The 25709-nt window shown below is 62.6% G+C and carries 27 protein-coding genes and 1 pseudogene; 8 read left to right on the top strand and 20 right to left on the bottom strand.

Annotated features, from left to right (window positions below; genetic code table 11):
* Positions 1–5 precede the first annotated feature (5 nt).
* From ACX3P1_RS15745 to ACX3P1_RS15755, 3 genes are read left to right on the top strand one after another with little or no spacing between them, the layout of a single operon-like run.
* On the top strand, positions 6–1298 hold the full coding sequence (locus ACX3P1_RS15745) for a M16 family metallopeptidase (protein ID WP_459080532.1): 1293 nt from the start codon (positions 6–8) through the stop codon (positions 1296–1298).
* Positions 1299–1307: 9 nt separating this feature from the next.
* Positions 1308–1889, top strand: a complete 582-nt coding sequence (locus tag ACX3P1_RS15750; protein WP_459080533.1) for a GNAT family N-acetyltransferase — start codon at positions 1308–1310, stop codon at positions 1887–1889.
* A gap of 14 nt (positions 1890–1903) precedes the next feature.
* Positions 1904–4792: an EAL domain-containing protein gene (locus tag ACX3P1_RS15755; RefSeq protein ID WP_459080534.1), complete on the top strand. Its 2889-nt coding sequence runs from the start codon at positions 1904–1906 to the stop codon at positions 4790–4792.
* Positions 4793–4853: 61 nt separating this feature from the next.
* Here the strand turns inward: ACX3P1_RS15755 and ACX3P1_RS15760 are convergent, their stop codons facing one another.
* Positions 4854–5462, bottom strand: coding sequence for a YqgE/AlgH family protein (locus tag ACX3P1_RS15760; protein ID WP_459080535.1), 609 nt, complete (start codon positions 5460–5462; stop codon positions 4854–4856).
* 136 nt (positions 5463–5598) lie between these two features.
* Between ACX3P1_RS15760 and ACX3P1_RS15765 the strand changes: the two genes are divergently transcribed.
* From ACX3P1_RS15765 to ACX3P1_RS15775, 3 genes are all read left to right on the top strand, one after another.
* Complete coding sequence (locus ACX3P1_RS15765; RefSeq protein WP_459080645.1) at positions 5599–6408, top strand: protein-disulfide reductase DsbD domain-containing protein; 810 nt, start codon at positions 5599–5601, stop codon at positions 6406–6408.
* Between the two features lie 96 nt (positions 6409–6504).
* The gene (locus ACX3P1_RS15770) at positions 6505–6990 is read left to right on the top strand and encodes a redoxin family protein (protein WP_459080536.1); all 486 of its coding nucleotides are present in this window, start codon (positions 6505–6507) and stop codon (positions 6988–6990) included.
* Positions 6991–6994: 4 nt separating this feature from the next.
* Positions 6995–7474, top strand: a complete 480-nt coding sequence (locus ACX3P1_RS15775; protein WP_459080537.1) for a DUF2938 domain-containing protein — start codon at positions 6995–6997, stop codon at positions 7472–7474.
* A 98-nt stretch (positions 7475–7572) separates the two neighbouring features.
* Here ACX3P1_RS15775 and rnhA read toward each other — a convergent pair whose 3' ends face one another.
* The 11 genes from rnhA to coxB all read right to left on the bottom strand — a co-directional run bounded on the left by rnhA (position 7573) and on the right by coxB (position 16646).
* Positions 7573–8118: a ribonuclease HI gene (rnhA, locus tag ACX3P1_RS15780; RefSeq protein ID WP_459080538.1), complete on the bottom strand. Its 546-nt coding sequence runs from the start codon at positions 8116–8118 to the stop codon at positions 7573–7575.
* Positions 8115–9095: a homoserine kinase gene (locus ACX3P1_RS15785; protein WP_459080539.1), complete on the bottom strand. Its 981-nt coding sequence runs from the start codon at positions 9093–9095 to the stop codon at positions 8115–8117. The genes rnhA and ACX3P1_RS15785 overlap by 4 nt, the downstream gene beginning before the upstream one ends.
* Positions 9095–10099: a 4-hydroxy-3-methylbut-2-enyl diphosphate reductase gene (gene ispH, locus ACX3P1_RS15790; protein ID WP_459080540.1), complete on the bottom strand. Its 1005-nt coding sequence runs from the start codon at positions 10097–10099 to the stop codon at positions 9095–9097. The genes ACX3P1_RS15785 and ispH overlap by 1 nt, the downstream gene beginning before the upstream one ends.
* Before the next feature lie 66 nt (positions 10100–10165).
* The gene (locus ACX3P1_RS15795) at positions 10166–10921 is read right to left on the bottom strand and encodes an SURF1 family protein (RefSeq protein ID WP_459080541.1); all 756 of its coding nucleotides are present in this window, start codon (positions 10919–10921) and stop codon (positions 10166–10168) included.
* Positions 10918–11304 carry a DUF983 domain-containing protein gene (locus tag ACX3P1_RS15800; RefSeq protein ID WP_459080542.1) on the bottom strand — a complete coding sequence of 129 codons (387 nt, stop codon included), beginning with the start codon at positions 11302–11304 and terminating at the stop codon, positions 10918–10920. The genes ACX3P1_RS15795 and ACX3P1_RS15800 overlap by 4 nt, the downstream gene beginning before the upstream one ends.
* Before the next feature lie 83 nt (positions 11305–11387).
* Positions 11388–12269: a cytochrome c oxidase subunit 3 gene (locus ACX3P1_RS15805; RefSeq protein WP_459080543.1), complete on the bottom strand. Its 882-nt coding sequence runs from the start codon at positions 12267–12269 to the stop codon at positions 11388–11390.
* Between the two features lies 1 nt (position 12270).
* Entirely contained in the window at positions 12271–12900 is a 630-nt protein-coding gene (locus tag ACX3P1_RS15810; RefSeq protein ID WP_459080544.1) for a cytochrome c oxidase assembly protein, read from the bottom strand.
* Between the two features lie 7 nt (positions 12901–12907).
* Positions 12908–13063, bottom strand: coding sequence for a hypothetical protein (locus ACX3P1_RS15815; protein ID WP_459080545.1), 156 nt, complete (start codon positions 13061–13063; stop codon positions 12908–12910).
* Positions 13060–14004 carry a heme o synthase gene (locus tag ACX3P1_RS15820; RefSeq protein WP_459080546.1) on the bottom strand — a complete coding sequence of 315 codons (945 nt, stop codon included), beginning with the start codon at positions 14002–14004 and terminating at the stop codon, positions 13060–13062. Before ACX3P1_RS15820 ends, ACX3P1_RS15815 begins: the two co-directional genes overlap by 4 nt.
* 84 nt (positions 14005–14088) lie before the next feature.
* A complete protein-coding gene (gene ctaD / locus ACX3P1_RS15825) occupies positions 14089–15741 on the bottom strand; it encodes a cytochrome c oxidase subunit I (RefSeq protein ID WP_459080547.1) in 1653 nt (550 codons plus the stop codon).
* 38 nt (positions 15742–15779) lie between these two features.
* Positions 15780–16646 carry a cytochrome c oxidase subunit II gene (coxB, locus tag ACX3P1_RS15830; RefSeq protein ID WP_459080548.1) on the bottom strand — a complete coding sequence of 289 codons (867 nt, stop codon included), beginning with the start codon at positions 16644–16646 and terminating at the stop codon, positions 15780–15782.
* A 381-nt stretch (positions 16647–17027) separates the two neighbouring features.
* On the opposite strand from coxB, the gene ACX3P1_RS15835 reads away from it, so the two are divergent.
* Both ACX3P1_RS15835 and tldD read left to right on the top strand, forming a co-directional pair.
* On the top strand, positions 17028–17543 hold the full coding sequence (locus tag ACX3P1_RS15835) for an invasion associated locus B family protein (protein ID WP_459080549.1): 516 nt from the start codon (positions 17028–17030) through the stop codon (positions 17541–17543).
* A gap of 81 nt (positions 17544–17624) precedes the next feature.
* The gene (tldD, locus tag ACX3P1_RS15840) at positions 17625–19037 is read left to right on the top strand and encodes a metalloprotease TldD (protein ID WP_459080550.1); all 1413 of its coding nucleotides are present in this window, start codon (positions 17625–17627) and stop codon (positions 19035–19037) included.
* Between the two features lies 1 nt (position 19038).
* Here the strand turns inward: tldD and ACX3P1_RS15845 are convergent, their stop codons facing one another.
* The 8 genes and pseudogenes from ACX3P1_RS15845 to ACX3P1_RS15880 all read right to left on the bottom strand — a co-directional run bounded on the left by ACX3P1_RS15845 (position 19039) and on the right by ACX3P1_RS15880 (position 25706).
* A complete protein-coding gene (locus ACX3P1_RS15845) occupies positions 19039–19554 on the bottom strand; it encodes an RES family NAD+ phosphorylase (protein ID WP_459080551.1) in 516 nt (171 codons plus the stop codon).
* A complete protein-coding gene (locus tag ACX3P1_RS15850) occupies positions 19547–19918 on the bottom strand; it encodes an antitoxin Xre/MbcA/ParS toxin-binding domain-containing protein (RefSeq protein WP_459080646.1) in 372 nt (123 codons plus the stop codon). The genes ACX3P1_RS15845 and ACX3P1_RS15850 overlap by 8 nt, the downstream gene beginning before the upstream one ends.
* Before the next feature lie 3 nt (positions 19919–19921).
* Positions 19922–20254: pseudogene (locus ACX3P1_RS15855) on the bottom strand (DUF2853 family protein); the annotation flags it as partial.
* A 46-nt stretch (positions 20255–20300) separates the two neighbouring features.
* Positions 20301–21542, bottom strand: a complete 1242-nt coding sequence (locus ACX3P1_RS15860) for a class I SAM-dependent RNA methyltransferase (protein ID WP_459080552.1) — start codon at positions 21540–21542, stop codon at positions 20301–20303.
* Positions 21539–22303 (bottom strand): TlyA family RNA methyltransferase, encoded by a 765-nt coding sequence (locus ACX3P1_RS15865; protein ID WP_459080553.1) that lies wholly within the window; start codon positions 22301–22303, stop codon positions 21539–21541. Before ACX3P1_RS15865 ends, ACX3P1_RS15860 begins: the two co-directional genes overlap by 4 nt.
* A gap of 53 nt (positions 22304–22356) precedes the next feature.
* The gene (locus ACX3P1_RS15870; RefSeq protein ID WP_459080554.1) at positions 22357–22641 is read right to left on the bottom strand and encodes a hypothetical protein; all 285 of its coding nucleotides are present in this window, start codon (positions 22639–22641) and stop codon (positions 22357–22359) included.
* Positions 22642–22789: 148 nt separating this feature from the next.
* Positions 22790–24703 (bottom strand): 1-deoxy-D-xylulose-5-phosphate synthase, encoded by a 1914-nt coding sequence (dxs, locus tag ACX3P1_RS15875; protein WP_459080555.1) that lies wholly within the window; start codon positions 24701–24703, stop codon positions 22790–22792.
* Positions 24704–24785: 82 nt separating this feature from the next.
* A complete protein-coding gene (locus tag ACX3P1_RS15880; protein ID WP_459080556.1) occupies positions 24786–25706 on the bottom strand; it encodes a pirin family protein in 921 nt (306 codons plus the stop codon).
* Positions 25707–25709 lie beyond the last annotated feature (3 nt).

Consider the following 25709-nt stretch of genomic DNA (forward strand, 5'->3'; position numbering starts at 1 on the left):
TTTATATGGGTGTAGAGGTAAGCCGTCTGTCGAACGGCCTGACAGTCGCCACCGAAACCCTTCCAAGCATTGAATCGGTCGCTCTCGGGGTCTGGATCAAATCAGGCGCACGCAACGAGCGCGACGAAGAGCACGGAATGGCGCATCTTCTTGAACACATGGCGTTCAAGGGGACCAAACGGCGAAGCGCGTTCGAGATCGCCTCCGAGATCGAGGATGTCGGCGGCGAGATCAACGCCGCGACCAGCGTCGAGACCACGTCCTATTTCGCGCGGGTGCTGCGCGACAACGTGCCGCTGGCAGTCGATATTCTCGCCGACATTCTCCAGGAGTCGGAATTCGACCCGAACGAACTGGAGCGCGAGCAGCACGTCATCCTGCAGGAAATCGGCGCGGCCCACGACACGCCCGACGACGTCGTCTTCGACCATTTCACCGAAACCGCCTTTCGCCACCAGACATTGGGGCGCTCCATCCTGGGTACGCCGGAGACGGTCAAATCCTTCACCTCGGCGCAGTTGCACGACTATATCGGCCGCCAATACGGCGCTGACCGGATGGTCGTGGTGGCGGCGGGCGACGTCAAGCACGACGCGTTCGTGCGCGAAGTGGAGAAACGGCTCGGCGGCTTCCGCAGCAAGGCCGACGGCACGATGCCGCAATATGCGCAATATGTCGGCGGTGATTTTCGCGAGCACCGCGACCTGATGGATGCGCAGATCGTGCTGGGCTTCGAGGGCCGCGCCTATCATGTGCGCGATTTCTACGCCAGCCAGGTGCTGTCGATGATCCTCGGCGGCGGCATGTCCTCTAGGCTGTTCCAGGAAGTCCGCGAAAAGCGCGGCCTGTGCTATTCCGTCTATGCATTCCACTGGGGATTTTCCGACACCGGCATCTTTGGCGTTCACGCGGCCACGGGTCATACCAGCCTCGGCGAACTGGTGCCGGTCATCATGAACGAATTGCAGAGTTGCGGCGAAAACATCCTGCAGGCCGAGCTTGACCGCGCCCGCGCCCAATACCGCGCCGGCCTCATCATGTCGGCGGAAAGCCCGTCCAGCCGCGCCTCGCAGATCGCCCGCCAGTTGCTGCTGTTCGGACGCCCTGTTGCCAAGGAAGAACTGATGGAGCGGCTCGACGCGCTGAACACCGGCAGGCTGACCGATCTGTCGGGGCGGCTGTTTTCGACCCGGCCGACGCTCACCGCCGTCGGCCCGGTGGGAACGCTGGCGCCTTACGAGGACGTGCTCGACCTGGCTTCGGGATCGCGCGCGGCCGCCCGCAAGCGCGCCGTCTGATCCATCGCCGTGCTGGCGCTTCCCTTTCTACGCCGCGAACTTCCGGCACTGAAGGGTGAACGCGTCACGCTGCGCGTGCCGGCTATCGGCGACTATCGCGAATGGGCCGCCTTGCGCGGGGAAAGCCGCTCGTTCCTCGAGCCGTGGGAGCCGCGCTGGTCGCCGGAGGAACTGGAGCGCGCCGCATGGCGCCACCGCATCCATCGCTACCGCGAGGATTATGGGCAGGGCACGGCCGTCGCCTTCTTCATTTTCGAAAAAAGCGGCAGGCTTGCCGGCGGCATCACGCTCGGCAACATACGCCACGGCGTCACGCAAAGCGGCCATATCGGCTACTGGATCGGCGAGCGCTATGCCGGGCGAGGCCTGATGACGGACGCGGTAAATACGCTCGCGCGCTTCGCCTTCGATACGCTGAGGTTGCACCGGATCGAAGCTGCCTGTATTCCCGGCAACGCCCGGTCGATCAGGGTGCTTGAAAAAGCCGGATTCCAGCGCGAAGGACTGTTGCGATCCTATCTCAGGATCAATGGCTTCTGGCAGGACCATTATCTCTACGCCCGGATCGTCGACGACCCACCGAGCGCGTGAACAAAGGGCTGATCTTGACGAACTCTCCGCGAATCAGATCGCTGGTTTCCTTTGTGCTCGCGGCTATCGTGATGTTCTGTTCGGCTACGTCGACCTATGCCATCGAGCCGATCAAGATCGCCCGCGACGACGTGGCGCTCGATCTCTCCGGCGCCGTCGAAATCTATCGGAACCAGGGCGAGAATTTTCAGGTTTCCACAGCACCCGGCCCTGACGGCATCGTGCGGCGCATCGAGGTCGAGGCCAACGACACGCGCTCGACGGGCGACTGGGCGGTGTTCGCGCTGGCCAACACGACCGACCAGCAACTCGACAGGTTGATCGTCGCGCCGCATTTCCGGCTGGTGAATTCCGGCATCTTCTGGCCGGACCTCGGCTCGACCCGCATTGCGGCGATCACGCCCAGCGAAGGCTTCGCGCTCGACCGCCAGACCAGCCCCGACGCAGACGTATTCCGCGTAACGCTGAACCCCGGCACCGTGGTCACTTTCATCGCCGAACTTGCCTCGCCCAAGCTGCCGCAGGTCTATCTGTGGGAGCCTGAAGCCTACAAGGACACGATCAATTCCTACACGCTGTATCGCGGCATCGTCATCGGCATTGCCGGCCTGCTGGCGCTGTTCCTGACCATCCTGTTCGTGGTCAAGGGCACGTCGATGTTTCCCGCCACGGCGGCGCTGGCATGGGCCGTACTGGCCTATATCTGCATCGATTTCGGCTTCCTCAACAAGATCATCCAGATATCGCCCGGCCACGAGCAGATATGGCGCGCCGGAACGGAGGTGGGGCTTGCCGCCACCTTCGTCGTCTTCCTGTTCACCTATCTCAATCTCAACCGCTGGCACGGCAATTTCAGCTACGGGGTGATGGCCTGGGTTGCCGGGCTCGGGCTGATCGCCGGCATCGCCATCATCGATCCCGCGATCGCGGCCGGCATTGCGCGCCTTTCCTTCGCCGCCACCGCGCTGCTTGGCCTTGGTCTCATCGTCTATCTGGGCATACGCGGTTACGACCGCGCCATCATGCTCCTGCCAAGCTGGGTGATGGTGCTTTTGTGGCTGACCGGCTCGTGGATGGCGATTACCGGCGTTCTCGACAACGACATCGCCCAGCCCGCACTTGGCGGCGGATTGATCCTCATCATCCTGCTGATCGGCTTTACGGTCATGCAGCATGCCTTTGCCGGCGGCGCGCTGCACCAGGGCCTGTTCTCCGACCTCGAACGGCAGGCAATGGCCGTCATCGGCTCCGGCGATACGGTGTGGGACTGGGACGTGCTGCGCGACCGCGTCGTCACAAGGCCCGATGTCAGCCTGCAGCTTGGCCTTGCACCCAACAGCCTTGGCGGCGCTGCCCGCAACTGGCTGCCCGTGCTTCACCCGGACGACCGCGATACGTTCCGCACCACGCTCGACATCATCCTGGAGCACAGGCGCGGCAAGATCTCCCAAACCTTTCGCCTGCGCGGGGCGGACGGCCATTATCACTGGTTTGCGCTGCGGGCCCGCCCGGTCATCGGTTCCGACGGCGAAGTCATCCGCTGCGTCGGCACCATGGTTGACGTGACCGAGCACAAGAAGTCCGAAGAACGCCTGCTGCACGACGCCGTGCACGACAATTTGACCGGCCTGCCGAACCGCGAACTGCTGATGAACCGGCTGGAAGCCGTCATCTCGATCGCGCGCACCGAGGAAAAAGTGAGGCCTACCGTCTTCGTCATCGACATCGACCGTTTCAAGCAGGTCAATGACGGCTTGGGCATCTCGGCCGGCGACACCATCCTGTTGACCGTCGCGCGCCGGCTTCACCGCCTGCTCAAGCCGAAGGATTCGCTGTCGCGCTTCGCCGGCGACCAATTCGCCCTGATGCTTCTTTCCGAGCAGGACACCGGCCGTATTGCGGCGGTGGCGGATGCCATCAAGCACGCGATCAACGCGCCGATCACCTTTGCCAAGCGCGAGATCGTGCTGACGGCCTCCATCGGGCTGATCAGCTGGAACACGGAGCAGACTTCGGCCGAAGACATGGTCAAGGACGCGGAACTGGCCATGCATCAGGCCAAGCGCTTTGGCGGCGACCGCATCGAGCCGTTCCGCCCCGCTTTCCGCACCGTCGGGTCGGACCGGCTGCAATTTGAATCCGACCTGCGCCGCGCCGTCGAGCGCAAGGAGTTCACGCTGGCCTACCAGCCGATCGTGCGGCTCGAAGACAACAGCATCGCCGGGTTCGAGGCCCTCTTACGCTGGGACCATCCGCGCCGCGGTATGATCCCTCCGGCGGACTTCATCCCCGTCGCGGAAAGCTGCGGGCTGATCGTGCAGCTCGGCCTTTTTGCCATGCAGAAAGCCGCCGAAGACCTGGCCTCCTGGCAAAAGCAGATCAGCGACGCGCCGCTATCCGTGTCGGTAAACCTGTCCAGCCGGCACCTTATCCGCCGCGATCTGGTCAGCGACGTTCGCTCTGTCATCGCCCGCGCCAACCTCAAGCCGCGCTGCTTCCGCCTTGAACTGACCGAATCGCTGGTGATGGATAATCCCGAGCAGGCGGTCCACGTTCTGAACAAGCTCAAGCATCTCGGCATCGGCCTGTCGCTCGACGATTTCGGCACCGGCTATTCGTCGCTTTCCTACCTGACGCGCTTTCCCTTCGACACGATCAAGATCGACAAGAGTTTTGTCGACGACACGACGCCGAAGCGGGCGGTGCTGCTGCGCTCCATGGTCAACATGGCGCATGAACTTGGCCTGTCGGTGGTCGCCGAAGGCATCTCCGACCAGAGCGATGCGCTCGAATTGCGCCAGATGGGTTGCGAATATGTGCAAAGCTTCATGTTCGGCGCGCCTGTCGCGGGCGATCTGGTGCTGAAGATGCTGAAAGAGCAGTACCCACTCGCGCAGGCCTGATTTTTGCAGCGGGACGCTGTATGCCCAATCAGATATGGGTGAGCGGCGCAGCGCCAAAAAATCAGGCGTGGCCGGCGACGCCGCTCAGATGCGTCAGGTCGATGCCGATGGAGGCCAGCGCCTTGTCGTATTTGCGGTCGATATCGGCGTCGAACAGAAGCTCGGGCGTGGCCGGGCAGGTCAGCCAGCCGTTTTCGGCAATCTCGCTTTCCAGCTGGCCAGCGCCCCACCCCGAATAGCCAAGCGCCATCAGCGCATGGCGGGGGCCGCGCCCCGCCGAAATGGCGCGCAATATATCGACCGTGGCGGTCAGGCAGACATCGCTCGACACGGCCAGCGATGATTCCACCTTGTAGTCGCCCGAATGCAGCACGAAGCCGCGCGAGCGGTCGACCGGGCCGCCATTGCGCACGACAAAATCACGCGCCTGCGCGGGCAGCCGGATCGCCTCCTGTTCGTCGAGTATCCCAAGCTGCACGAGCAGGTCGGGAAACAGCATCTGCTGCGGCTGATTGACGATCAGCCCCATGGCTCCTTCATCGCTATGGGCGCAGATATAGATGACCGCGCGCGCAAACCTGTCGTCCTTCATGCCGGGCATGGCAATGAGGAACTGGTCGTCGAGAAAGCTGCCGCCGGGCGCGGCGTTTATGTTGCGCAGAATGTCCATGGCCCTATCGTACTGCGTTTCGGCAAGGCTTGGAAGATCGCTGTAAGCCCGCCGATTACGCCAGGGTCACGCAAATATGATCCAGTCGGCCGATGAAACGGTTGCGCCGCCGCAATCCCCTGCTCAAATCACCACCATGAAACGCCAGCACATTCTCGCCCTCAGCGCCTCTCTGGCCATCGCTCTAGTTCCCGCCCTGCCCGCCCATGCATCCTCGTCGGACTGGCATGAGGGCGAAGGCGGCCGCATCCGCCTGGTTACAAGCGGCAAGCCCGATGCGCAGGGCAATATTCAAGGCGTGCTCGACATCACGCTCAAGCCCGGCTGGAAGACCTATTGGCGCGACCCCGGCAGCAGCGGCGTGCCACCGCAACTCGATATTTCCGCCAGCACCAATATCAGCAAGGCCAGCCTGTCCTTTCCCGCTCCGCAGCGGCACAATGACGGCTACGGCGCGTGGGCCGGCTACGCCCAATCGGTAGCGTTCCCGATCGTCTTTACGCTGGCATCCCCAGGCACTGCCGCAACCATCGACGCCGATGTCTTTCTCGGCATGTGCGATACCATCTGCATTCCGGTCCAGGTGAAGCTGACGCTGGATCCGGCCTCCGATCCGGACGACGCCGACGATGCGGCGCTCGTCAAAGCGGGCCTTGCAGCTTTGCCCGGCGCGCCGCGTCCGGATTTCAGCGCAAAGCTGCTGCCGGGCGACCATGAGACGCTGGCGGTGGAGACGACCGCTCCCGGCGATCCGGCGGCGGTCGATTTCTTTGTCGCCGGCGAAAGCGATTTCATGTTCGGCACGCCAGCGCGCAGCGAAAGCGACGGCAAAGTCATCTTCAAGGTGCCGATCCTCGACCGGCCGACGACGGCGCACGGTGCCGGGCTGCCCTACACACTGACCAGCGCCGAAGGCTCGGTGCAGGGGTTCCTGCCCTATCCGTAATTCGACATGGTCATCAATTGCCGGGCCGCCAATTGCCGGGCCTGCGTTAATCCGCTATCGCAGCGCAACGCAATCCGTTTTCCAGTGAGGATATCCATGCCCATTTCCGTTGGCGACAAGCTTCCCGAGTCGACATTCAAAACCATGACGGCCGACGGTGCCAAGAGCATAACCGCCGCCGAAATCTTCCCTGGCAAGAAGGTCGTGCTTTTCGCGGTTCCCGGCGCGTTCACGCCGACCTGCAGCAACAACCATCTTCCCGGCTATCTCGAAAACCACGATGCCATCCTGGCGCGCGGCGTCGACACCATCGCGGTTGTCGCCGTCAACGACGTGCATGTCATGGGCGCCTGGGCGCGCTTCACCGGCGGCGAGGGCAAAATCCTCTATCTGGCGGACGGCAGCGGCGATTTCGCCAAGGCGCTCGGCCTCGATATCGACCTGTCCGGCGGCGGCATGGGGTTGCGCTCCAAGCGCTATTCGATGATCGTGGACGACGGCAAGGTCACCGCCCTCAACATCGAGGACTCTCCAGGTCAGGCCGTCGAATCCAGCGCCGCGAAAATTCTGCAACAGCTTTAGCCCCATGCGGGAAACGATCTGTCGCGCTGCGGCCATCGGCGTCGGCGCAACGCTGCTCATGGATATCTGGGCGGTCGTCCTGAACAGGATTTTTGGTCTGGCCTTGCCCAATTGGGGCATGGTCGGCCGATGGGTCGGCCATCTCGGCGGTGGAAAAGTCTTTCACGACGACATCGGCAAGTTAGCGCCCGTGCCGAACGAACGGGTGCTCGGTTGGGCGTTCCACTACGCTGTCGGCATCGCCTACGGCCTGATCCTGGTCGCGCTGACTGGGCCGCAATGGCTGGCGTCGCCGACCTTCCTTCCCGCCTTCGTGCTCGGCATCGTGACCGTCGGTGCGGGCTGGTTCCTGCTCGCGCCCGGCATGGGCAACGGCTTGGCGTCCTCAAAGGCTGCGAACCCGACAAAAGTCCGCTGCCTCAATCTTCTCACCCATACGGTGTTTGCGTTCGGCCTTTACGGCACGGCGCTGGTGATCCGTTAGAGCATCGGACCGAAAAGTGGAGCCGGTTTTCGGATTATTCCGATGCTCAATCAAAGTGGTAGAGCGTCCTTTGTGCGTCCGAGGGGACGCACGGCGCTCTAGTAACTTTGCGTCGAACGTCGCGGGGCCTTTGACCCAGGCTTGGCGGCACTCGGCCCGGCGGCGTCAGCCGCTTGAGGCATAACGGCCATCTTCGGTTTGGCCGGCGTATTCTTGAACGGAGCCATGCCTTCGCGCGCCAATTCGTCGGCGCGTTCGTTCTCGGCATGGCCGGCATGGCCCTTGACCCAGTTCCAGGTAACTTCATGGCGCTTGTTGGCGGCATCCAGCGCCTGCCACAACTCGCCATTCTTCACCGGCTTCTTGTCGGCGGTCTTCCAGCCGTTCTTCTTCCAGCCATGGATCCATTTGGAAATGCCGTCCATGACGTATTTGCTGTCGGTGTGGAGGTCGACCGCGCAGGGTTCCTTCAGCGCGTCGAGCGCGGAGATCGCGGCCAGCAATTCCATGCGGTTGTTGGTGGTCATCTCCTCGCCGCCAGACAGTTCCCTGACCTTGCCGTTGAAGCGCAGGATCGCGCCCCAACCGCCCGGACCCGGATTGCCCGAACAGGCGCCGTCGGTAAAGATTTCGATGCGCTTCATGCCGGCGCGTCCTCCAGCTTCAGCCCATATTCCGCCGGCGAGCTTATCAGGCGGTGGAATCGCATGCGCCGCAAATACTCGAGCGGATCCTTCTTCACCACCAGGCTGCCGGCCGGCGTATTCAGCCAGTCGTAGAGCCGCGTCAGCATGAAGCGCAAAGCCGCGCCATGCGCGAGCAATGGAAGCGCGTCCGCCTCCTGCGCCGACATGGACCGCACCGCCGTATAGCCGGACAGCAGGGCCGTCCCCTTGGTGAGGTTGAAGGAATGGTCCTTCTCAAAGCACCAGGCATTGAGGCAGATGGCGACATCGTATGCCAGCATGTCGGTGCAGGCGAAGTAGAAATCGATCAGCCCGGACAGCCGGTCGCCAAGGAAAAAAACGTTATCGGGAAACAGGTCCGCATGGATGACGCCGACCGGCAGGTCGGCCGGCCACCGGTCCTCAAGCGCGGCAAGATCGGCCTGCACTTCCAAGGCCAGGCCGGTTTCGACCTCGTCGGCCCGGTCCGCCGCCCTGTTCCACAGCGGCCGCCAGCCACTGAGCGAGAGCGCATTGGGCCGGCGGAGAGAAAAATCCTGCCCGGCAATGTGCATCGAGGCCAGCGCCTTGCCCACCTCGCGACAGTGCTCGACTGTCGGACGGCGGGTCCAGATGCCTTCGAGAAAGGTCACGACCGCGGCCGGCCGGCCGGCAAGTTCACCGATGATCTGGCCGTCATTGCGCTGGACAGGCAATGGGCAGTTGATGCCCTTGTCATTCAGATGCTGCATCAGGCCGATGAAAAACGGCAGGTCGTCGCGGTTCACGCGCTTTTCATAGAGCGTGAGGATGTAGGCGCCGTGCGAGGTATGAAGAAGAAAATTGGAGTTCTCCACGCCCTCAGCGATCCCCTTGTAGGAAAGCAGGTCGCCGATGGCGTAGCCGCTCAGGAACGCCGTCAGTTCCACCTCGGAAATGTCGGTATAGACGGCCATCAGACGGTTCCGTTGACGAAAGCCATGTCGGCAGGGGTCAGTTCGACATCGCGCAGAACCCGCATGACCGGGAAATTCTCGGTTTCCGTCGCGGTGATCGCCAGTTCGACCGACACGTCGAAACGGGCGCGGAATGCCTCGATGATCTCATTGACGATGATTTCCGGCGCCGACGCCCCGGCGGACAGGCCAAGCGTCGTTATGTTGCCAATGTCGTCCCAGGGGATTTCGGAGGCGCGTTGCACCAGCAGCGACATTTTCGCGCCGGCGCGTTCGGCAACCTCGACCAGCCGCCTCGAATTGGAGGAGTTGGGTGCGCCGACCACGAGATACAGGTCCGCGCCGGCAGCGGTTTCCTTGACGGCCTCCTGCCGATTGGTGGTGGCGTAGCAGATGGATTCGGCCGCCGACGCCTGCATGAGCGGAAAACGCTCCTCAAGCGCGCGGATGATGCCGGCGGTGTCCTCGACCGACAGCGTGGTCTGGGTGACAAAGCCCAGAGCGGAAGCGTCAGTGGGCGTGAAGGTGCGCGCGTCGTTCTCCGTCTCGATCAGCGTCACCGCGCCGTCGGGCAATTGGCCCATCGTGCCGATCACTTCCGGGTGGCCGGCATGGCCGATCAGCAGGACATGGCGGCCCTGCCGCTGATGGCGCATCGCCTGCTTGTGAACCTTGGACACAAGCGGACAGGTGGCATCGAGATAAAAAAGGTTTCGCGCGACCGCATCCGCCGGCACCGATTTCGGCACGCCATGCGCGGAAAAGACGACCGGGCATTCTCGGTGCTCTTCCGGGATCTCGGAAAGCTCCTCGATGAACACCGCGCCGAGGTTTTGCAGGCCTTCGACCACGTAGCGGTTGTGCACGATCTCATGGCGGACATAGACCGGCCGGCCGTATTTCTTCAGCGCCAGCACGACGATCTGGATGGCGCGGTCGACGCCGGCGCAGAAGCCGCGCGGCTGGCATAGTCGGATGGTCAAGGGAGGTTTGGTCTGGATCATGATTCCGGATCGTCGTTCAAAGGCCGAGATGACGGACGGCGTCCGGCCCTGTCAAGGGCAGCGCCGCTATTCAGGTTTTGCCGGGCGGAAAAGCCAGACAAGCAGCACGCCCGCCAGCGCCGCCGCCAGCCCGTACCAGGTGACTGCATATTGCAGATGATTGTTGGGCAGGTCGATGATGGTCACCCCGCCTACGGGCAGCCCGCCCGCATTGGGCGCGTTGTTCGCATCGATGAAGATGGGCACAAGTTGGTAACCCGCCGGCAGGCCCGCTGTGGCGGCCATGCGGTCGCGGTCTTTCCAGTAAAAGATGTTCTTGGCGATGTCGTTGTCCGGGATCATGCTCGATGGCTTGCCTGCCAACGGATTGCGAGCCAACCCGGTTACGGTGACACGGCCGGCAGGCTGGCTCTGGGGCCGCTTGGCCGGGTCCTTGAGGTCGTAGGGCACGAAACCGCGATTGACGAGCACATAGCGGCCGTCGTCCAGATGCAGTGGCGTGTAGAGGTCGAAGCCGGACGTTCCATCCCATGTCGAGAAGAAATGCCGTTCGCCCGCATTGACGAAGGTTCCCGTCACCGTCACCGGCATGTAGTCCACATCGCCGGTGGCCGCGAACCGCGACTCGGCTTCCGCCAGCGTTATCGGGGCCGCGTGCCTCCGCTGGTCGATGGTGTGGAGGATGGCTTCCTTCCAGTGCAGGCGCCGCACCTGCCAGGTGCCAAGGGACAGAAGGATCGCGAAAACCACGCCGCCAAAGACGAGCGCCATTGCGATGCGAAGCCGGGTACGGCCATGACCCGATATCGCGACTTCGTTCATTTTCCGGTATCCAGGCGGCCCTCGGCAGCCTGCTTGCTGTATTGCAGCGTCAAGAGAACGCCCTTGATGAGCCGCAGCGCCGTCAGGGCGAGTACCACCGTCAAAGGCAGCCAGATAGCGAAATGGACCCAGAGCGGCGGGTTGATGTTGACTTCCGTCCACAACGCCAGGCCCACGACGATGAAACCGATGATGAGGATGACGAAAACCGCCGGTCCGTCGCCCGCATCCGCATAGGAATAGTCGAGGCCGCAATGGGTGCATTCCTGGCCGACGGCGATGAAGCCGTCGAACAACTGCCCTTCGCCGCAGCGCGGGCAGCGGCCCTTCAAGCCAGCGGGTATCGGATCGATCGGTGGCCAGATCGCCTTGTCGTCGTTCATCGCAAAACCTTACCAGACCCCCTGTCAAAAGATAAGGCGGCCGCGTTGCCGCAGCCGCCTCGTTTTAAGCGCTGTCGCGCCTGTCAGTGGCCTTCGATGACCGCACCGGCCGAGCCCCAGACATAGATGGAGGCGAACAGGAACAGCCACACCACGTCGACGAAGTGCCAGTACCAGGCGGCAGCTTCGAAGCCGAAATGCTGCTTCGGCGTGAAATCGCCCTTGATCGAGCGGATCAGGCAGACAGCCAGGAAGATGGTGCCGATCAGAACGTGGAAGCCATGGAAGCCGGTCGCCATGAAGAAGGTAGCGCCGTAGATGCTATCCTTGAAGGCGAAGGGTGCGTGAATGTACTCGTAGGCCTGCACGAACGAAAACAGGATGCCAAGCGCCACCGTCAGCGCCAGGCCGTTGATCAGGCCCTTGCGGTCGCCATGGATCAGCGAATGGTGCGCCCAGGTCACCGTCGTGCCCGACAAAAGCAGGATGATCGTATTGTAAAGCGGCAGGTGGAACGGATCCAGCACCTCCATGCCCTTGGGCGGCCAGACGCCGCCGGTGAAGGCAGCGCGGGCATATTGCTCGACCTCGGCCGGGAACAGGCTGGCGTCGAAGAAGGCCCAGAACCAGGCAACGAAGAACATCACCTCGGAGGCGATGAACATGATCATGCCGTAGCGCAGATGCAGCGACACGACGCGCGTGTGGTGGCCTTCATGCGCTTCCTTGATGGTATCCGACCACCAGGCGAACATCGTGTAGAGCACGATCGCCACGCCCATGAAGAATATCCAGGGCGTTGCGAAATTCACCCCGAAGAGATGAAACTCGTTGCCTTTCATGTATTGCATCCAGCCGACGCCGCCGAACGCCATGACGAGCGCGCCGATCGAACCGATGAACGGCCAGGGGCTAGGATCTATGATGTGGTAGTCGTGTTGCGGTTTTGCGTGCGCGTCTGCCATGTCAACCCCCGAGGCTTTCTTGGGTATTCGAAACTGGTTTGTCGTTCTGTTCCCGGATCGGCGCGGAGGCCACCGGCTTGGTCCCCTCGATGGGGAACATCGTATAGGAAAGCGTGATTGTCTTGATGCCCTTCAATTCCCGCGAATTGACGATATCGGGGTCGACATAGAAGACCACCGGCATGTCCAGCGTCTCGCCGGGTTGAAGCGTCGTATCGGTGAAGCAGAAGCACTCCACCTTGTTGAAATAGGCGCCCGCCAGTTCCGGCGTGACGTTGAAGGTCGCGCGACCCGTAATCGGCTTGTCGAACTCGTTGGTCGCGGTGAAATGCGCCTGCGCGGTCGCGCCGATCTTGATCGTCATGGCGCGCTCCGCCGGCCGGAAATCCCACGGGATGCCGGCTGCGTTGGTATCGAAGCGGATGGTCACGTCGCGGTCGAGGACCTTGTCGGCATATTGCGTGGTGCGCTGGGTGGTGCCGCCATAGCCGGTGACGCGGCAAAACATCGAATAGAGCGGCACGGAAGCATAGGCCATGCCGAGCATGCCGCCGAAAAAAGCCAGGCAGACGCCAACCACGACGCGGTTGGAGTGGTTGCTCTTCGAAGGGACCGGCTTTTGCTCGCTCATAATCGCCTCACATCGACCCGCTAAACTTGACGATGGTCGCTATGTAAAAGATGGCGACCAGCACCGCCAGAGCCAGCCCGATCCCGATCGAGCGGTTGCGCCGGGCCTTCTGCTGTTTTTCCGTCAGGGTAACCATTTCCATCTTGTCGTCGTCCATGATCATGCAACGCCCATGGTCAGGGCGCGCGCGACCACGGCGTCGACCAGATAAGCGGCGAAGACGGCAAAGAGGTACAGCAGCGAATAACCGAACAGCGCCTTGGCCGGCTTCATGACCCGGTCCGATTCCGGCATCCGCAGGACAGCCCAGGAATACCAGACGAAGCCGACGCCCAGCAGGCCCGCGACGATGCCGTAGGCGATGCTGGCGTAACCGAGGAACGAAGGCAGCACCGCAACTGGCGCCAGCACCAGCGCGTAGGCGAAAATCTGGCGCTTGGTCGACGCCTCGCCGGCGACGTTCGGCATCATCGGGATGCCGACGCGGCCGTAATCGTCCGCCTTGAACAAGGCCAGCGCCCAGAAGTGCGGCGGCGTCCACAGGAAGATGATCAGGAACAGGACGATGCTTTCGAGGCTGACCGATCCGGTGATCGCAGCCCAGCCGATGACCGGCGGGATAGCGCCGGCGGCGCCGCCGATGACGATGTTCTGCGGCGTCGAGCGCTTCAGCCACATCGTATAGACGACGGCGTAGAAGAAGATGGTGAAGGCCAGCAGCGAGGCCGACAGCCAGTTGACGAGGACGCCCAGCGTCATCACCGAAAGCGCCGACAGGATCAGGCCGAAGGTCAGCGCCTCGCCGGGGCGAACGCGGCCCGAGGGAACGGGGCGATTGGCCGTGCGCGTCATCACGGCGTCGATATCGGCATCGTACCACATATTGAGCGAGCCGGATGCGCCAGCACCTATAGCGATGGCCAGGATTGCGATGATGGCCAGCAGCGGATTGATGGTGGCGGGTGCCGCCACCATGCCGACAAAAGCCGTGAATACCACCAAAGACATGACGCGCGGCTTCAGCAACGCGAAGAAATCGCCCGCCGTCGCCTCCGAGACGCGGAAGGCCGCATCGTCAATGTGCGTTTCGTCGATCAGGGCCATATCTACTCAAAAACTCCGGTCATTCTGTTGTTCACAGCCGCCGATCTGGCGGCGGCTGTGAATTACCTTGCTGCTAGCATCAGTTCACTTGATGCGGGGCAACTGCTCCCACTGGTGATGTGGCGGCGGCGAAGGCAACTGCCATTCCAGCGTCGTCGCACCCTCGCCCCAGGGATTGGCCCCGGCAATGCGCTTCTTCGCGAACGCCTCGAACACGCCGACCAGGAAGATCAGGACGGCGAACGCCGAGATGTAGGAGCCGTAGGAGGAAACCAGGTTCCATCCTGCGAACGCATCCGGATAGTCGATGTAGCGGCGCGGCATGCCCGACAGGCCGAGGAAATGCTGCGGGAAGAAGAGCAGGTTCACGCCGATGAACGTCACCCAGAAATGGGTCCGCGCGATCAGCGGCGAATACATGTAGCCGCTCATCTTCGGGAACCAGTAATACCAGCCGGCGAAGATGGCGAACACCGAGCCGAGCGACATCACATAGTGGAAGTGAGCGACGACATAGTAGGTGTCGTGCACCGAGCGGTCGAAACCTGCGTTGGCAAGCTGGACGCCGGTGACGCCGCCGACCGTGAACAGGAAGACGAAAGCGATCGCCCACAGCATCGGCGTGCGGAGCGTGACCGAGCCGCCCCACATGGTCGCGATCCACGAGAAGATCTTGACGCCGGTCGGCACCGCGATGACCATCGTGGCGAAGACGAAGTAGCGCTGCGTGTCGAGCGACAGGCCGGTGGTGAACATATGGTGCGCCCACACCACGAAGCCGACGGCGCCGATCGCGACCATGGCGTAGGCCATGCCGAGATAACCGAAGATCGGCTTCTTGGAGAAGGTCGAGATGATGTGGCTGACGATGCCGAAGCCCGGCAGGATCAGGATATAGACTTCCGGATGGCCGAAGAACCAGAACAGGTGCTGGAACAGGATCGGATCGCCGCCACCGTCCGGCGTAAAGAAGGTCGTGCCGAAGTTGCGATCGGTGAGCAGCATGGTGATGCCGCCCGCCAGAACCGGCAGGGACAGCAGCAACAGGAAGGCGGTGATCAGCACGGACCACGCAAACAGCGGCGTCTTGTGCATCGTCATGCCGGGAGCGCGCATGTTGAAGATCGTGGTGATGAAGTTGATGGCGCCAAGGATGGAGGAAGCGCCGGCGATGTGGATGGACAGGATCGCCAGATCCATCGCCGGTCCGGGCTGACCTGAGGTCGAGAACGGCGGATACATCGTCCATCCGCCGCCGACGCCGTATGCGCCTGGCGCACTTGGCACGAAAAGCGAGACGATAAGCAGGAGCAACGCGGGCGGCAGCAGCCAGAACGAGATGTTGTTCATGCGCGGGAACGCCATGTCCGGTGCGCCGATCATGATCGGCACCATCCAGTTGGCGAAGCCGCCGATCAGAGCCGGCATGACCATGAAGAAGATCATGATCAGGGCATGCATCGTGGTGAACGCGTTGTACATGCTGCGACCGCCGTCGATGGCGGCATCACCGTTCATGCCATAGACCATCTCGGCCAGGCCGGTGAATATCTGGACACCGGGATGCGCAAGCTCCATGCGCATCACCACCGACAGGAAGCCGCCAAGGCAACCCGCGATGATCGCGAAGATCAGGTACAGCGTACCGATATCCTTGTGGTTGGTCGAATAGACCCAGCGGACCCAGCCGCTAAGCGGCTTATGGCCGTGATCGTCGTGAGCTGCAGCATGCGCCATGTTCGGCTCCGTTCCCTGATCTTTATCTGGCTGCGGCATCAGTTGCCGGCGGCCGCTACCTTGTTCGCGCTGTCGACCGCAGCCATCAGCGCCTTGTTGGCGCCGGGCAGGTCCGTCCTGGCAGCAGCCAGCCAGCTCTCGTACTGAGCGTCGGTGACGACGCGGATGGCAATCGGCATGAAGGCATGGTTCTGGCCGCACAATTCGGAGCACTGGCCGTAATAGAGGCCTTCCTTCTCGGCCTTGAACCAGATTTCATTGGTGCGGCCGGGGACCGCATCGGTCTTGATGCCGAAGGCCGGCATGGCGAAGGCATGGATGACGTCCGTTGCCGTCACCAGCACGCGGGTCGTCGTGTTCACGGGAACGACCATCTCATGGTCGACAGCCAGAAGGCGCGGATAGACCTTCTTGTCTTCCTTGCCGAGCCCGGCACGGTCGGCGTCCTCGATCATGGCGGAGTTGAACGAAAGCGGCTGGTCGACCTGATACTCATAGTCCCAGTTCCACTGGTTGCCGGTAGCCTTGACGGTAAGCTTCGGCTCCTCCGGCGGCGTGTACTGCGCGGTGAGCAACTGGAACGACGGAATGGCGATGCACAGCAGCACGAGAACCGGACCGACCGTCCAGATAACCTCGATCAGCGTGTTGTGGCTGGTGCGCGACGCGACCGGATTGACGCTCGCGCGGAACTTGATGATGCAATAGGCGAGCAACACCAGCACCAGCAGCGTGATCGGCCCGATGAACCAGAGCGTATAATGCTCGAACCAGGTGATCTGGCGCATGATCTCGGTCGCCGCCGGCTGGAAATTCATTTCCCAGGGCTGAGGCTGGGCCGCATGGGCGGCGGCTGATGCCAAAAGCGTTGCCGCGGCGCCAACGCCCGCCAGAAATGTTTTCATCGCTTTCATCGTTTCCCCCGCGATAACCCGCAAGCTACTGGAACAATGCCGGAAAGAGAATCCCCGGGCACATTGAGTTTCGGTTCAAACCATACTCTATTTCCCTCTGCAAGAAAGGAGCAGTCCAACCCATGCGGCATTTTTGCGCGCGCCGCCCGTGATATAGCCATTGCCGGGTATAAACAACGCGCCGAATCCTGCGCAAAGCGCCTGCCGGCATTCTGCAGCAATGGCGGCCACGCGCCATTTTCGTCCCCAGCGGCGCAAATAGAGCGGGAAAACCGCATTATCGCCGCAGTCGGGGCCAATTGAGCGTCGCCGCGTTCTTTTACTTGGCTTTGGCACAGCTTAAAGTGGCGTGATTCGCGCAATGGAGCCGTCATGAACTCTTGGCTTTCGAGAACCTTGGCGAAGGTCATCTTTCTCGCCGCCTCGCTATGTGTCGGGCAGGCTTTCGCCGCCCAGCCGAGCGGCACGGTGAAATCGACGCATGGCGCCTGGTCGATCATCTGCGATACGCCGGCCGGTGCGACCTCCGAGCAATGCGTGATGATGCAGAACGTCGTCGCCGAGGACCGCCCGGAGATGGGCCTTTCTGTCGTCGTGCTGCGCACCGCCGACAACAAGGCCGAAATCCTGCGCGTGCTGGCCCCGCTCGGCGTGCTGCTGCCGAACGGCCTTGGCCTCAACGTCGACGGCAAGGATATCGGCCGCGCCTATTTCGTGCGCTGTTTCCAGGATGGCTGCTATGCCGAGGTCATCCTCGAAAAGCCGCTGCTCGACACGCTGAAGACCGGCAAGGCCGCCACCTTCATCGTCTTCCAGACACCGGAAGAAGGCATCGGCATCCCGGTCGACCTCAAGGGCTTTGCCGACGGTTTTGCCGCCCTGCCCTGATCGGACCCGCGATCTAACATTGCCGAACAGCCGCCGCGCGCCTACATCGGGAAAACTGCTTTCCTCGAAGTGAGACGCGCCATGACCAGCCTGATCGGCCAATTCGACATTTCCGACGATCGCATCAAGCAGATCGTCGCCGACACCATAAAGGGCGCAGACGACGGCGAACTGTTCGTCGAATACAGCGAAAGCGAAGCGCTGATGTTCGACAATGGCAAGCTGAAGACCGCCAATTTCAACACCGACCAGGGTTTTGGCCTGCGCGCCGTGGCGGGCGAAGCCAGCGGTTACGCGCATTCGAGCGATCTTTCCGAAGCGGCTCTGCTGCGCGCTTCCGATGCGGTTTCGGCGGTCAAAGGTGGCTATTCCGGCCAGCTTGCGGCAGCGCCCGCCCGCACCAACCGCCATCTCTACAGCGACGAGAACCCGATCCCCTCGCCTTCCTTCGAGGTCAAGGCGAAGCTGTTGCAGGAAATCGACGCTTATCTGCGCGCCGAGGATTCTCGCGTGCGGCAGGTGACGGCCTCGCTGGCTTCGTCGTGGCAGCATGTGGAAATCCTGCGCGCCGACGGGCAGATGGCAAGCGACATCCGGCCGCTGGTGCGCATGAACGTTTCCGTCGTCGTCGGCGATGGCGACCGCCAGGAATCGGGCTCTTATGGCATGGGCGGCCGCAAGGCCTTTGGCGAGTTCCTGATCGAGGAAAGCTGGAAGCACGCCGCCAAGGAAGCGCTGCGTCAGGCGCTAGTCAATCTGGAAGCCATCCCCGCACCCGCCGGCACATTCGATATCGTCCTTTCCAGCGGCTGGCCGGGCGTCATGCTGCATGAAGCGGTCGGCCACGGGCTGGAAGGCGACTTCAACCGCAAGAAGACTTCCGCCTTTGCCGGGCTGTTGGGTCAACAGGTGGCGGCCAAGGGTGTGACCGTGGTCGATGACGGCACCATGCCGGAACGGCGCGGCTCTCTCACCATCGACGACGAAGGCACGCCCTCGGCGCGCAACGTGCTGATCGAGGACGGCAAGCTGGTCGGCTATATGCAGGACCGCCAGAACGCCCGGCTGATGGGCATGAAGGCGACCGGCAACGGAAGGCGCGAAGGCTACGCCCACCAGCCGATGCCGCGCATGACCAACACCTATATGACCGGCGGCGACATGGAACCGGACGAGATCATCGCATCGGTCAAGAACGGCATCTATGCCGTGTCCTTCGGCGGCGGCCAAGTCGACATCACGTCGGGAAAATTCGTGTTCGGCTGCACCGAGGCCTACATGATCGAAAACGGCAAGGTGACGCAGCCGATCAAGGGCGCGATGCTGATCGGCAACGGACCGGACGCCATGCACCGCGTTTCCATGATCGGCAACGACATGCAACTCGACACCGGCATCGGCATGTGCGGCAAGGCCGGCCAGGGCGTGCCGGTCGGCGTCGGCCAGCCGCATCTGCGCATGAACCAGATGACGGTGGGCGGTACGCGGGTTTAGCCTAAAGCCACGACGCGGGCGTTTTTGGCAGGCGGTGATCGGGATCGATCACGTCGAGGCGTGGCGCATCCTTTTCGTTCCAGCGCCACAGGGCAACGCAACTACCGCCGGGCGACATGAAGGACGGATAGATCACGCCGTGCCAACCCTTGCGCAGCAGGCGTTTTGCCAGCGCATGGGTCTCGGGCGTCGCGCCGCGATCCATGGCATCGCGCCATTCGCAGCGGTGGATCGCTTCCGTCACGCCGAACTCGGCCAACGTGGCTTCATCCGTCAGGTCGGCCAGCTTTTTCGCGCCTGACAGCTTCAGCTTGGCGATCAACGCCGGATGCTGGACAAAGCCTTGATTATATTCGGCCCAGGCTGTGGACATTTCGCGCGCGACATAGATGGCCGGCGCGCCGACCGGGTTCCATCGACCGCCGAAGCGGGCAGCCCCCTGGCCCGACAACGGCAGATGCGCCCAGCGCGGCACGAAAGCCCGCCACAGGTCGAGATCGGACGAACCGTCAGGCATAGACGCCGGAGCGGACTGCCTCCAGATAGGCAAGCACCTTGTCGGCCTTGCCCTCATGCACCAGATCAAAGGCGGTCTTGCCCGCCCAGCCGGGAATGGGCTGGTGCTTGAACCAGATCGCGGCGCGCTGCTCGTCGCCGGCCATTTCGCCCACCATGGCCAATATCCGCACGACCGGGCTCAACGCGGCATCGACCTTGCGCGCGCCGGCCTTGGCGGCCAGCGTATTGCGGGCAACGCCGATCAGGCCGGCGAGTTCGGAAAGCGTGACACCCAGCAATTCGGCCACGCGCCGCGCCGACAGGAAGGGAGCCTGAGCCTCGCCAAAGCGCGAGACAGGAATTTCAAGGGCCGGACTAGGCAAATTCAACTTACCCAGTTCCTTGGCGACGAGATAATAGAAGGTAACGCGGCCCTTGGAACGGTCGGCGGCCATCGCCTTGGCAACCTTGGCAATAGCGGCTTCTGCTTTGGTGATATCAACGCCGAGCTTCTTGACGGCCCATTTATCGCGCACCCGGTCGAGTTCCTCCTGGTCGGTTACCGAAACCCGCGCAGAGTCGCGATTTCTCAGCGCGATACCGAGATGTTTCACGATCCTCTCCACCACGGCGGCATCGGCGCCGGCGTCATATTTCTTAACGTCAGAGAGATAGTCAATTCTCTTAACGCCTTGACGGATGTCAGCGATTGAACTCATGGCGTCAAAATAAGCGCAAATAACGCGCAGTTCAAGCGGGGATCGCTCACCGCCTTTTTCGCGGCTTCTCCAGCAGCGCAACCGTCTCGACATGCGGCGACCACAGGAACTGGTCGATGGGGGTGACGCTTTTCAGGCTGTAGCCGCCGTCGAGCAGGATGCGTAGGTCGCGCGCCAGCGTCACCGGGTTGCAGGACACGGCAGCGACGTACGGGACATCCGAGCGCGCGATCTGCTTCGATTGATCCTCCGCCCCGGCGCGCGGCGGATCGAACACCAGTCCATCGAACAGATTGAGTTCCTTGAAGGTCAGCGGCCGCCGGAACAGATCGCGGCGCTCGTTTGTGACCCGCTTGAGGCCTGCGGCGAAGCGGAAACCGTGGTCGAGTGCTGCGAGTGCGGCCGCGTCCCCTTCAACAGCGTGAACCTCCGACTTCGAGGCGAGACGCAGCGCGAAGCTGCCGCAGCCGGCGAAAAGATCGGTCACTTTTTTCGCGCGAGACAGATGTTTGGCGACGATGGAAGCCATTTCCTGTTCGGCTCCTTGCGTTGCCTGCAGGAACGCGCCCGATGGCAAATTGACCGACACTTCGCCGAACAACACCACCGGCTTCAGCGGCTCGACGACGATTTCGCCGTCGATGGTCAGCCGGGCGAATTTCTGCGCGATGACGAAATTGGCGGCGATGCGGCGCTGGTGCTCGCCCAGTTTTCCGGAATCCTGCGCCGCTATGTCGAGACCGGAGGTCGTTGCCGTCACCGTCATGTGGAAGGATTTTGTCGTGGCGCAGATCAGCGTGGCCAGCGCCTTCAACTGGTCAAGCACGCCAACGATTTCCGGCACTGAAATCGGGCATTCGGTGATGGTAATCACTTCGCTGGACAGCGCACGGACGAAGCCGAACTGCATTGCCGACCCGCTTTTGCGGGCGGTGAAGACGACGCGGCGGCGGCTATGTGGTTCGCAAGGGATAATCGCGCCGATTTCGGTGTCGATGTCCTTCATCTTCAGCGCGTGCCCGACCTTGGCCCGCTTCCACTCCAGATAGGCTTGCGCCTCCAGATGCTGCACGGCGCAGCCGCCGCATTCGGTGAAGTGGCGGCAGGCGGGCTCGATGCGCAGCGGCGAAGGCTCGATCACCGCCATCAGCGTGGCGCGGTCCTTTTCGCGCGCGGCGTTGACCGTTTCGCCAGGCAGCGCGAACGGGATGAACACATCGCCCTTGTCGGTTTCGGCAATGCCGTCGCCCTGCGAGCCCAGTTTTTCGATGATGAATCGCGCGGTCATCGCGTCTTTTCTCCGGCAAGCAGGAATTCGCGGTTGCCGTCGCCGCCTTCGATGGGGGATGGGCAAAGCCCGAGCGCGCGCCAGCCCGGCACGGCATCGAGCCAGTCGCGCAGTTCTTCGGCGACGCGCCCGGCGTCGTCGGGGTTTTTCAGCAAGCCGCCCTTGCCGATGGCTTCGCGGCCCGCCTCGAATTGCGGCTTGACCAAAAGCACCGCTTTCGCGCCCAGCCTGGCCAGGCCAAGTGCCGGCGGCAGCGCCAGTTTCAGCGAAATGAAGCTGACATCGGACACGATGAAATCAGGAATTTTGCCGGCAAGATCGGCAAGCGATAGATCGCGCGCATTTAGACCTTCGATAACGGCCACGTGCGGATCACCGGAAATTTTCGCGTGAATCTGGCCATGGCCGACATCGATGGCGGTGACATGCGCCGCGCCGCGCTCCAAAAGCACCTGCGTGAACCCGCCGGTCGAAGCGCCGATATCGAGCGCGTGGCTGCCCGCTGGATTAAAGCCGAAGTGATCCAGCCCGGCAATCAGTTTCAACGCCGCGCGCGACACGTAAGCTTGGGCCGGATCGTCAACGATGATGGAGGCTTGCGGAGAGACACCCTGCCCCGGCTTGCGTACGACAGCGCCGCCGACAAGGACGGTGCCGCGCTCGATGGCGTCGCGGGCGCGCGAGCGGCTGGCAAACAGCCCCCGGCCGACGAGCAGTTCGTCGAGCCGCTGGCGCTGGCTGGCTGGCTGGGGTGAATTCATTGGCCTTCATTGACGAATGCCGGCCGGTAACGCAAGCCCACCCCTCAAGGCCGTCAGAATGCGGTGATGGAAGGCGAAGCGCTGGCTGGCGGTGGAGAACCCTGGCTCACACCGCCGGCAGGTTGGTCGCCCGCATCATTCACCGTGCGGCGCGCGTCACCATTCCGCACGACCAGTTGCACTTTCTGCTTGTAGGTAAACCCACCGCGAATATCGCCGATCTTGCTGGCGACGATGGCCATCGCCGCCTTTTCCAGGTTTCGGTCGTAACGCATCTCGGCGACGGCCGGCACTGTGGCAACGACCAGCATGGCCGCTGCGCCCAGTATCTTGTTCATTTCTTATTGCTCCCTGCCGGATGAACCCTAGCAGGCGAGCTTTGAAAAAAGGACCAAGAGAGACGGTAAGCAAAGCCCCAAAAGACAGGCTGAACAACGGGTTACGATAACCCGTCGCAATTATGATTCAAGCAGCTAACGTTTTGATTCAGGCGCGCTGTGCGTGGATGCCGTGGCCGAGCGCGACAAACACGGTGCGCACGATGCCGGCGGCATCCAGCCCGGCGTCGGCCAGCATCTTTTCAGGCTTGGCATGGTCGGTGAAAACGTCCGGCAGCACCAGGGGCCGCACCTTCAGACCATTATCGAGCAGACCCTCATGCGCCAGGAATTGCAGAACATGGCTGGCAAAGCCGCCGACCGCGCCTTCTTCGACTGTCACCAGAACCTCGTGCTCGCGGGCGAGACGGCGGATCAAATCCTCGTCAAGCGGCTTGGCGAAACGCGCATCGGCAACGGTGGTGGAAAGCCCGGCAGCGGCAAGTTCCTCGGCGGCCAGCAGGCAGTCGTGCAGCCGCGTGCCGAACGACAGCAGCGCAACCTTGGTGCCTTCCCTGACGATCCGCCCCTTGCCGATTTCGAGGATCGAGCCGCGCTCCGGCAGGTCGACCCCGACGCCGTTGCCGCGCGGATAGCGAAACGAGATCGGCCCGTCATCATAGGCGGCGGCCGTGCGCACCATGTGGCGAAGTTCGGCCTCGTCGCTGGGCGCCATCACCACGAAGCCGGGCAACGTCGCCAGATAGGTCGTGTCGAAAGCGCCGCAATGGGTCGCTCCGTCCGCGCCGACGAAGCCGGCGCGATCGATAGGAAAGCGCACCGGCAGCCCCTGAATGGCCACGTCATGCACGACCTGGTCGTAGGCGCGTTGCAGGAAGGTAGAATAGATCGCGGCGAAGGGCTTGTAGCCTTCCGTGGCCAGACCGGCGGCAAAGGTAACAGCATGCTGCTCGGCGATACCGACGTCAAAAGTGCGCGCGGGGAACGCCTTGCCAAACAGGTCGATCCCGGTTCCGGCGGGCATGGCCGCGGTGATGGCGACGATGCGGTCGTCCTCGCGGCCTTCCTGCGCCAGGCTTTCGCCGAACACCTTGGTGTAGCTCGGCGCGTTGGCGGGGGCCTTGGCCTGCGCGCCGGTGATCACGTCGAACTTGTTGACGCCGTGGTACTTGTCACGTGCCGCCTCCGCCGGGGCATAGCCCTTGCCCTTTTGCGTCACCACATGAATCAGCACCGGACCATGGCCGTTGTCGCGGACATTCTTCAGCACCGGGATCAGGTGCTCCAGATTATGCCCGTCGATGGGGCCGATATGGAAAAATCCCATCTCCTCGAACAGCGTACCGCCGGTGACGTAGCCGCGCGCATGCTCGACCGCGCGGGTGATAGCGCGGTCGACCTTCTTGCCGAGATAGGAGGTCAGTTTCTTGCCGACATCGCGAATGCCGCGATAGGTCTTGCCGGAAGCCATGCGCGCCAGATAGGCGCTCATGGCGCCGGTCGGCGGAGCAATCGACATGTCGTTGTCGTTGAGGATGACGATCAGCCGCGCATCGAGCGCGCCGGCATTGTTGAGCGCTTCATAGGCCATGCCGGCCGACATCGCGCCATCGCCGATGACGGCAATGACATTGTTCTTGCCACCGGAAAGGTCGCGCCCGACCGCCATGCCGAGGCCGGCGGAAATCGATGTCGAGGAATGGGCGGCACCGAACGGATCGTATTCGCTTTCCGCCCGCCTGGTGAAACCGGAAAGCCCGCCTTCCTGCCGCAGCGTGCGGATGCGGTCGCGCCGGCCCGTCAGTATCTTGTGCGGATAGGCCTGGTGGCCGACGTCCCAGATGACGCGGTCTTCCGGCGTGTTGAAAACGTAGTGCAGGGCTACCGTCAACTCGACGACGCCCAGGCCCGCACCCAGATGCCCGCCCGTTTCCGAGACGGCATCGACGAGTTCGGCGCGCAGTTCCGATGCCAGTTGCGGCAACTGGCTTTCGACAAGCGTGCGAAGGTCGGCCGGAATTCGGACCTTGTCGAGAAGCGGCGTGTCTGGTTTTGAACTCAATTTAGGCTGGCCTGCGGACTTTCTGTTCTCGTCCGAAGTAGGACGCCGGGCAACGGATGTAAATGCGCATCTATGCCGCGCATCATGTCTCGGGCAGCGGGATGAACTCTTCCTCGTCCCCCGGAACGATATCGAAGCGGCCGGTCTTCCACTCTTCCTTGGCCTGCTCGATCCGTTCCTTGGAAGACGACACGAAATTCCACCAGATGTAACGCTTTGTCCCCAGCGACGCACCCCCGAACAACATGAAATGCGCACCGGATTCCGACGAAACGATGATTTCGTCGCCGGGCTTGAAGACAAGCAGGCGTTCCTTGGGGAAAACGTCCCCGGAAATCGAAATCTCGCCTTCAAGCGTGTAGATGGCGCGCTCCTCCGCATCGGCTGGAATCTTTATCCGCGCGGCGGGCGCAAGCCGGACATCCGCGTAGAGCGTTTCGGACGTAGCCTTGACCGGCGAGCGCAGGCCGGAAAAATCACCGATAATAAGCCGGCCCTTGACGCCGTCGGCATCGAACCGCGGCAGGTCGGTGCTGGCCGTATTGGTGAAGACCGGCGCGATCTCCTCCTTGTCGTCGGGCAGAGCCAGCCAGGTCTGAAGGCCGGAAACCGACATCGGCGCGCCGCGCAATTCCTCCGGCGTGCGCTCGGAATGGACGATGCCACGCCCGGCGGTCATCAGGTTCACGTCGCCGGGCTCGATCACCATTTCGGTGCCGAGCGAATCGCGATGCCTGATCTTGCCGTCAAACAGATAGGTGACCGTGGAAAGCCCGATATGCGGATGCGGGCGCACGTCCAGCGCCTGCCCCGCCCGAAGCAGCGCCGGCCCCATCTGATCGAAGAAGATGAACGGCCCGACCATCCGGCGCCGGGCTGTCGGCAAGGCGCGACGGACCTGAAAGCCATCGATGTCGCGCGCATTGGGAATGACCATCAACTCGATCTGGTCGCAAGCCGAAGCGTCGCCGATATTCGGATCGTTTCCGGGAAAGAAGCTCATTTG

It is taken from the genome of Mesorhizobium sp. A623, assembly GCF_054489405.1.

Bases quoted from the DNA above. Each gene is read 5' to 3' on its own strand.
- rnhA (WP_459080538.1), bottom strand. From the start codon at position 8,118: ATGAAGCGCATCGAAATCTTTACCGACGGCGCCTGTTCGGGCAATCCG.
- ACX3P1_RS15775 (WP_459080537.1), top strand. From the start codon at position 6,995: ATGCGGGAAACGATCTGTCGCGCTGCGGCCATCGGCGTCGGCGCAACG.
- ACX3P1_RS15765 (WP_459080645.1), top strand. From the start codon at position 5,599: ATGAAACGCCAGCACATTCTCGCCCTCAGCGCCTCTCTGGCCATCGCT.
- ispH (WP_459080540.1), bottom strand. From the start codon at position 10,099: ATGATCCAGACCAAACCTCCCTTGACCATCCGACTATGCCAGCCGCGC.
- ACX3P1_RS15845 (WP_459080551.1), bottom strand. From the start codon at position 19,554: ATGCCTGACGGTTCGTCCGATCTCGACCTGTGGCGGGCTTTCGTGCCG.
- ACX3P1_RS15865 (WP_459080553.1), bottom strand. From the start codon at position 22,303: ATGAATTCACCCCAGCCAGCCAGCCAGCGCCAGCGGCTCGACGAACTG.
- ACX3P1_RS15760 (WP_459080535.1), bottom strand. From the start codon at position 5,462: ATGGACATTCTGCGCAACATAAACGCCGCGCCCGGCGGCAGCTTTCTC.
- ACX3P1_RS15815 (WP_459080545.1), bottom strand. From the start codon at position 13,063: ATGATCATGGACGACGACAAGATGGAAATGGTTACCCTGACGGAAAAA.
- ACX3P1_RS15800 (WP_459080542.1), bottom strand. From the start codon at position 11,304: ATGAACGACGACAAGGCGATCTGGCCACCGATCGATCCGATACCCGCT.
- ACX3P1_RS15770 (WP_459080536.1), top strand. From the start codon at position 6,505: ATGCCCATTTCCGTTGGCGACAAGCTTCCCGAGTCGACATTCAAAACC.
- ACX3P1_RS15820 (WP_459080546.1), bottom strand. From the start codon at position 14,004: ATGGCCCTGATCGACGAAACGCACATTGACGATGCGGCCTTCCGCGTC.
- ACX3P1_RS15835 (WP_459080549.1), top strand. From the start codon at position 17,028: ATGAACTCTTGGCTTTCGAGAACCTTGGCGAAGGTCATCTTTCTCGCC.
- ACX3P1_RS15745 (WP_459080532.1), top strand. From the start codon at position 6: ATGGGTGTAGAGGTAAGCCGTCTGTCGAACGGCCTGACAGTCGCCACC.
- ACX3P1_RS15880 (WP_459080556.1), bottom strand. From the start codon at position 25,706: ATGAGCTTCTTTCCCGGAAACGATCCGAATATCGGCGACGCTTCGGCT.
- tldD (WP_459080550.1), top strand. From the start codon at position 17,625: ATGACCAGCCTGATCGGCCAATTCGACATTTCCGACGATCGCATCAAG.
- coxB (WP_459080548.1), bottom strand. From the start codon at position 16,646: ATGAAAACATTTCTGGCGGGCGTTGGCGCCGCGGCAACGCTTTTGGCA.
- ctaD (WP_459080547.1), bottom strand. From the start codon at position 15,741: ATGGCGCATGCTGCAGCTCACGACGATCACGGCCATAAGCCGCTTAGC.
- ACX3P1_RS15810 (WP_459080544.1), bottom strand. From the start codon at position 12,900: ATGAGCGAGCAAAAGCCGGTCCCTTCGAAGAGCAACCACTCCAACCGC.
- ACX3P1_RS15785 (WP_459080539.1), bottom strand. From the start codon at position 9,095: ATGGCCGTCTATACCGACATTTCCGAGGTGGAACTGACGGCGTTCCTG.
- ACX3P1_RS15795 (WP_459080541.1), bottom strand. From the start codon at position 10,921: ATGAACGAAGTCGCGATATCGGGTCATGGCCGTACCCGGCTTCGCATC.
- ACX3P1_RS15870 (WP_459080554.1), bottom strand. From the start codon at position 22,641: ATGAACAAGATACTGGGCGCAGCGGCCATGCTGGTCGTTGCCACAGTG.
- ACX3P1_RS15860 (WP_459080552.1), bottom strand. From the start codon at position 21,542: ATGACCGCGCGATTCATCATCGAAAAACTGGGCTCGCAGGGCGACGGC.
- ACX3P1_RS15805 (WP_459080543.1), bottom strand. From the start codon at position 12,269: ATGGCAGACGCGCACGCAAAACCGCAACACGACTACCACATCATAGAT.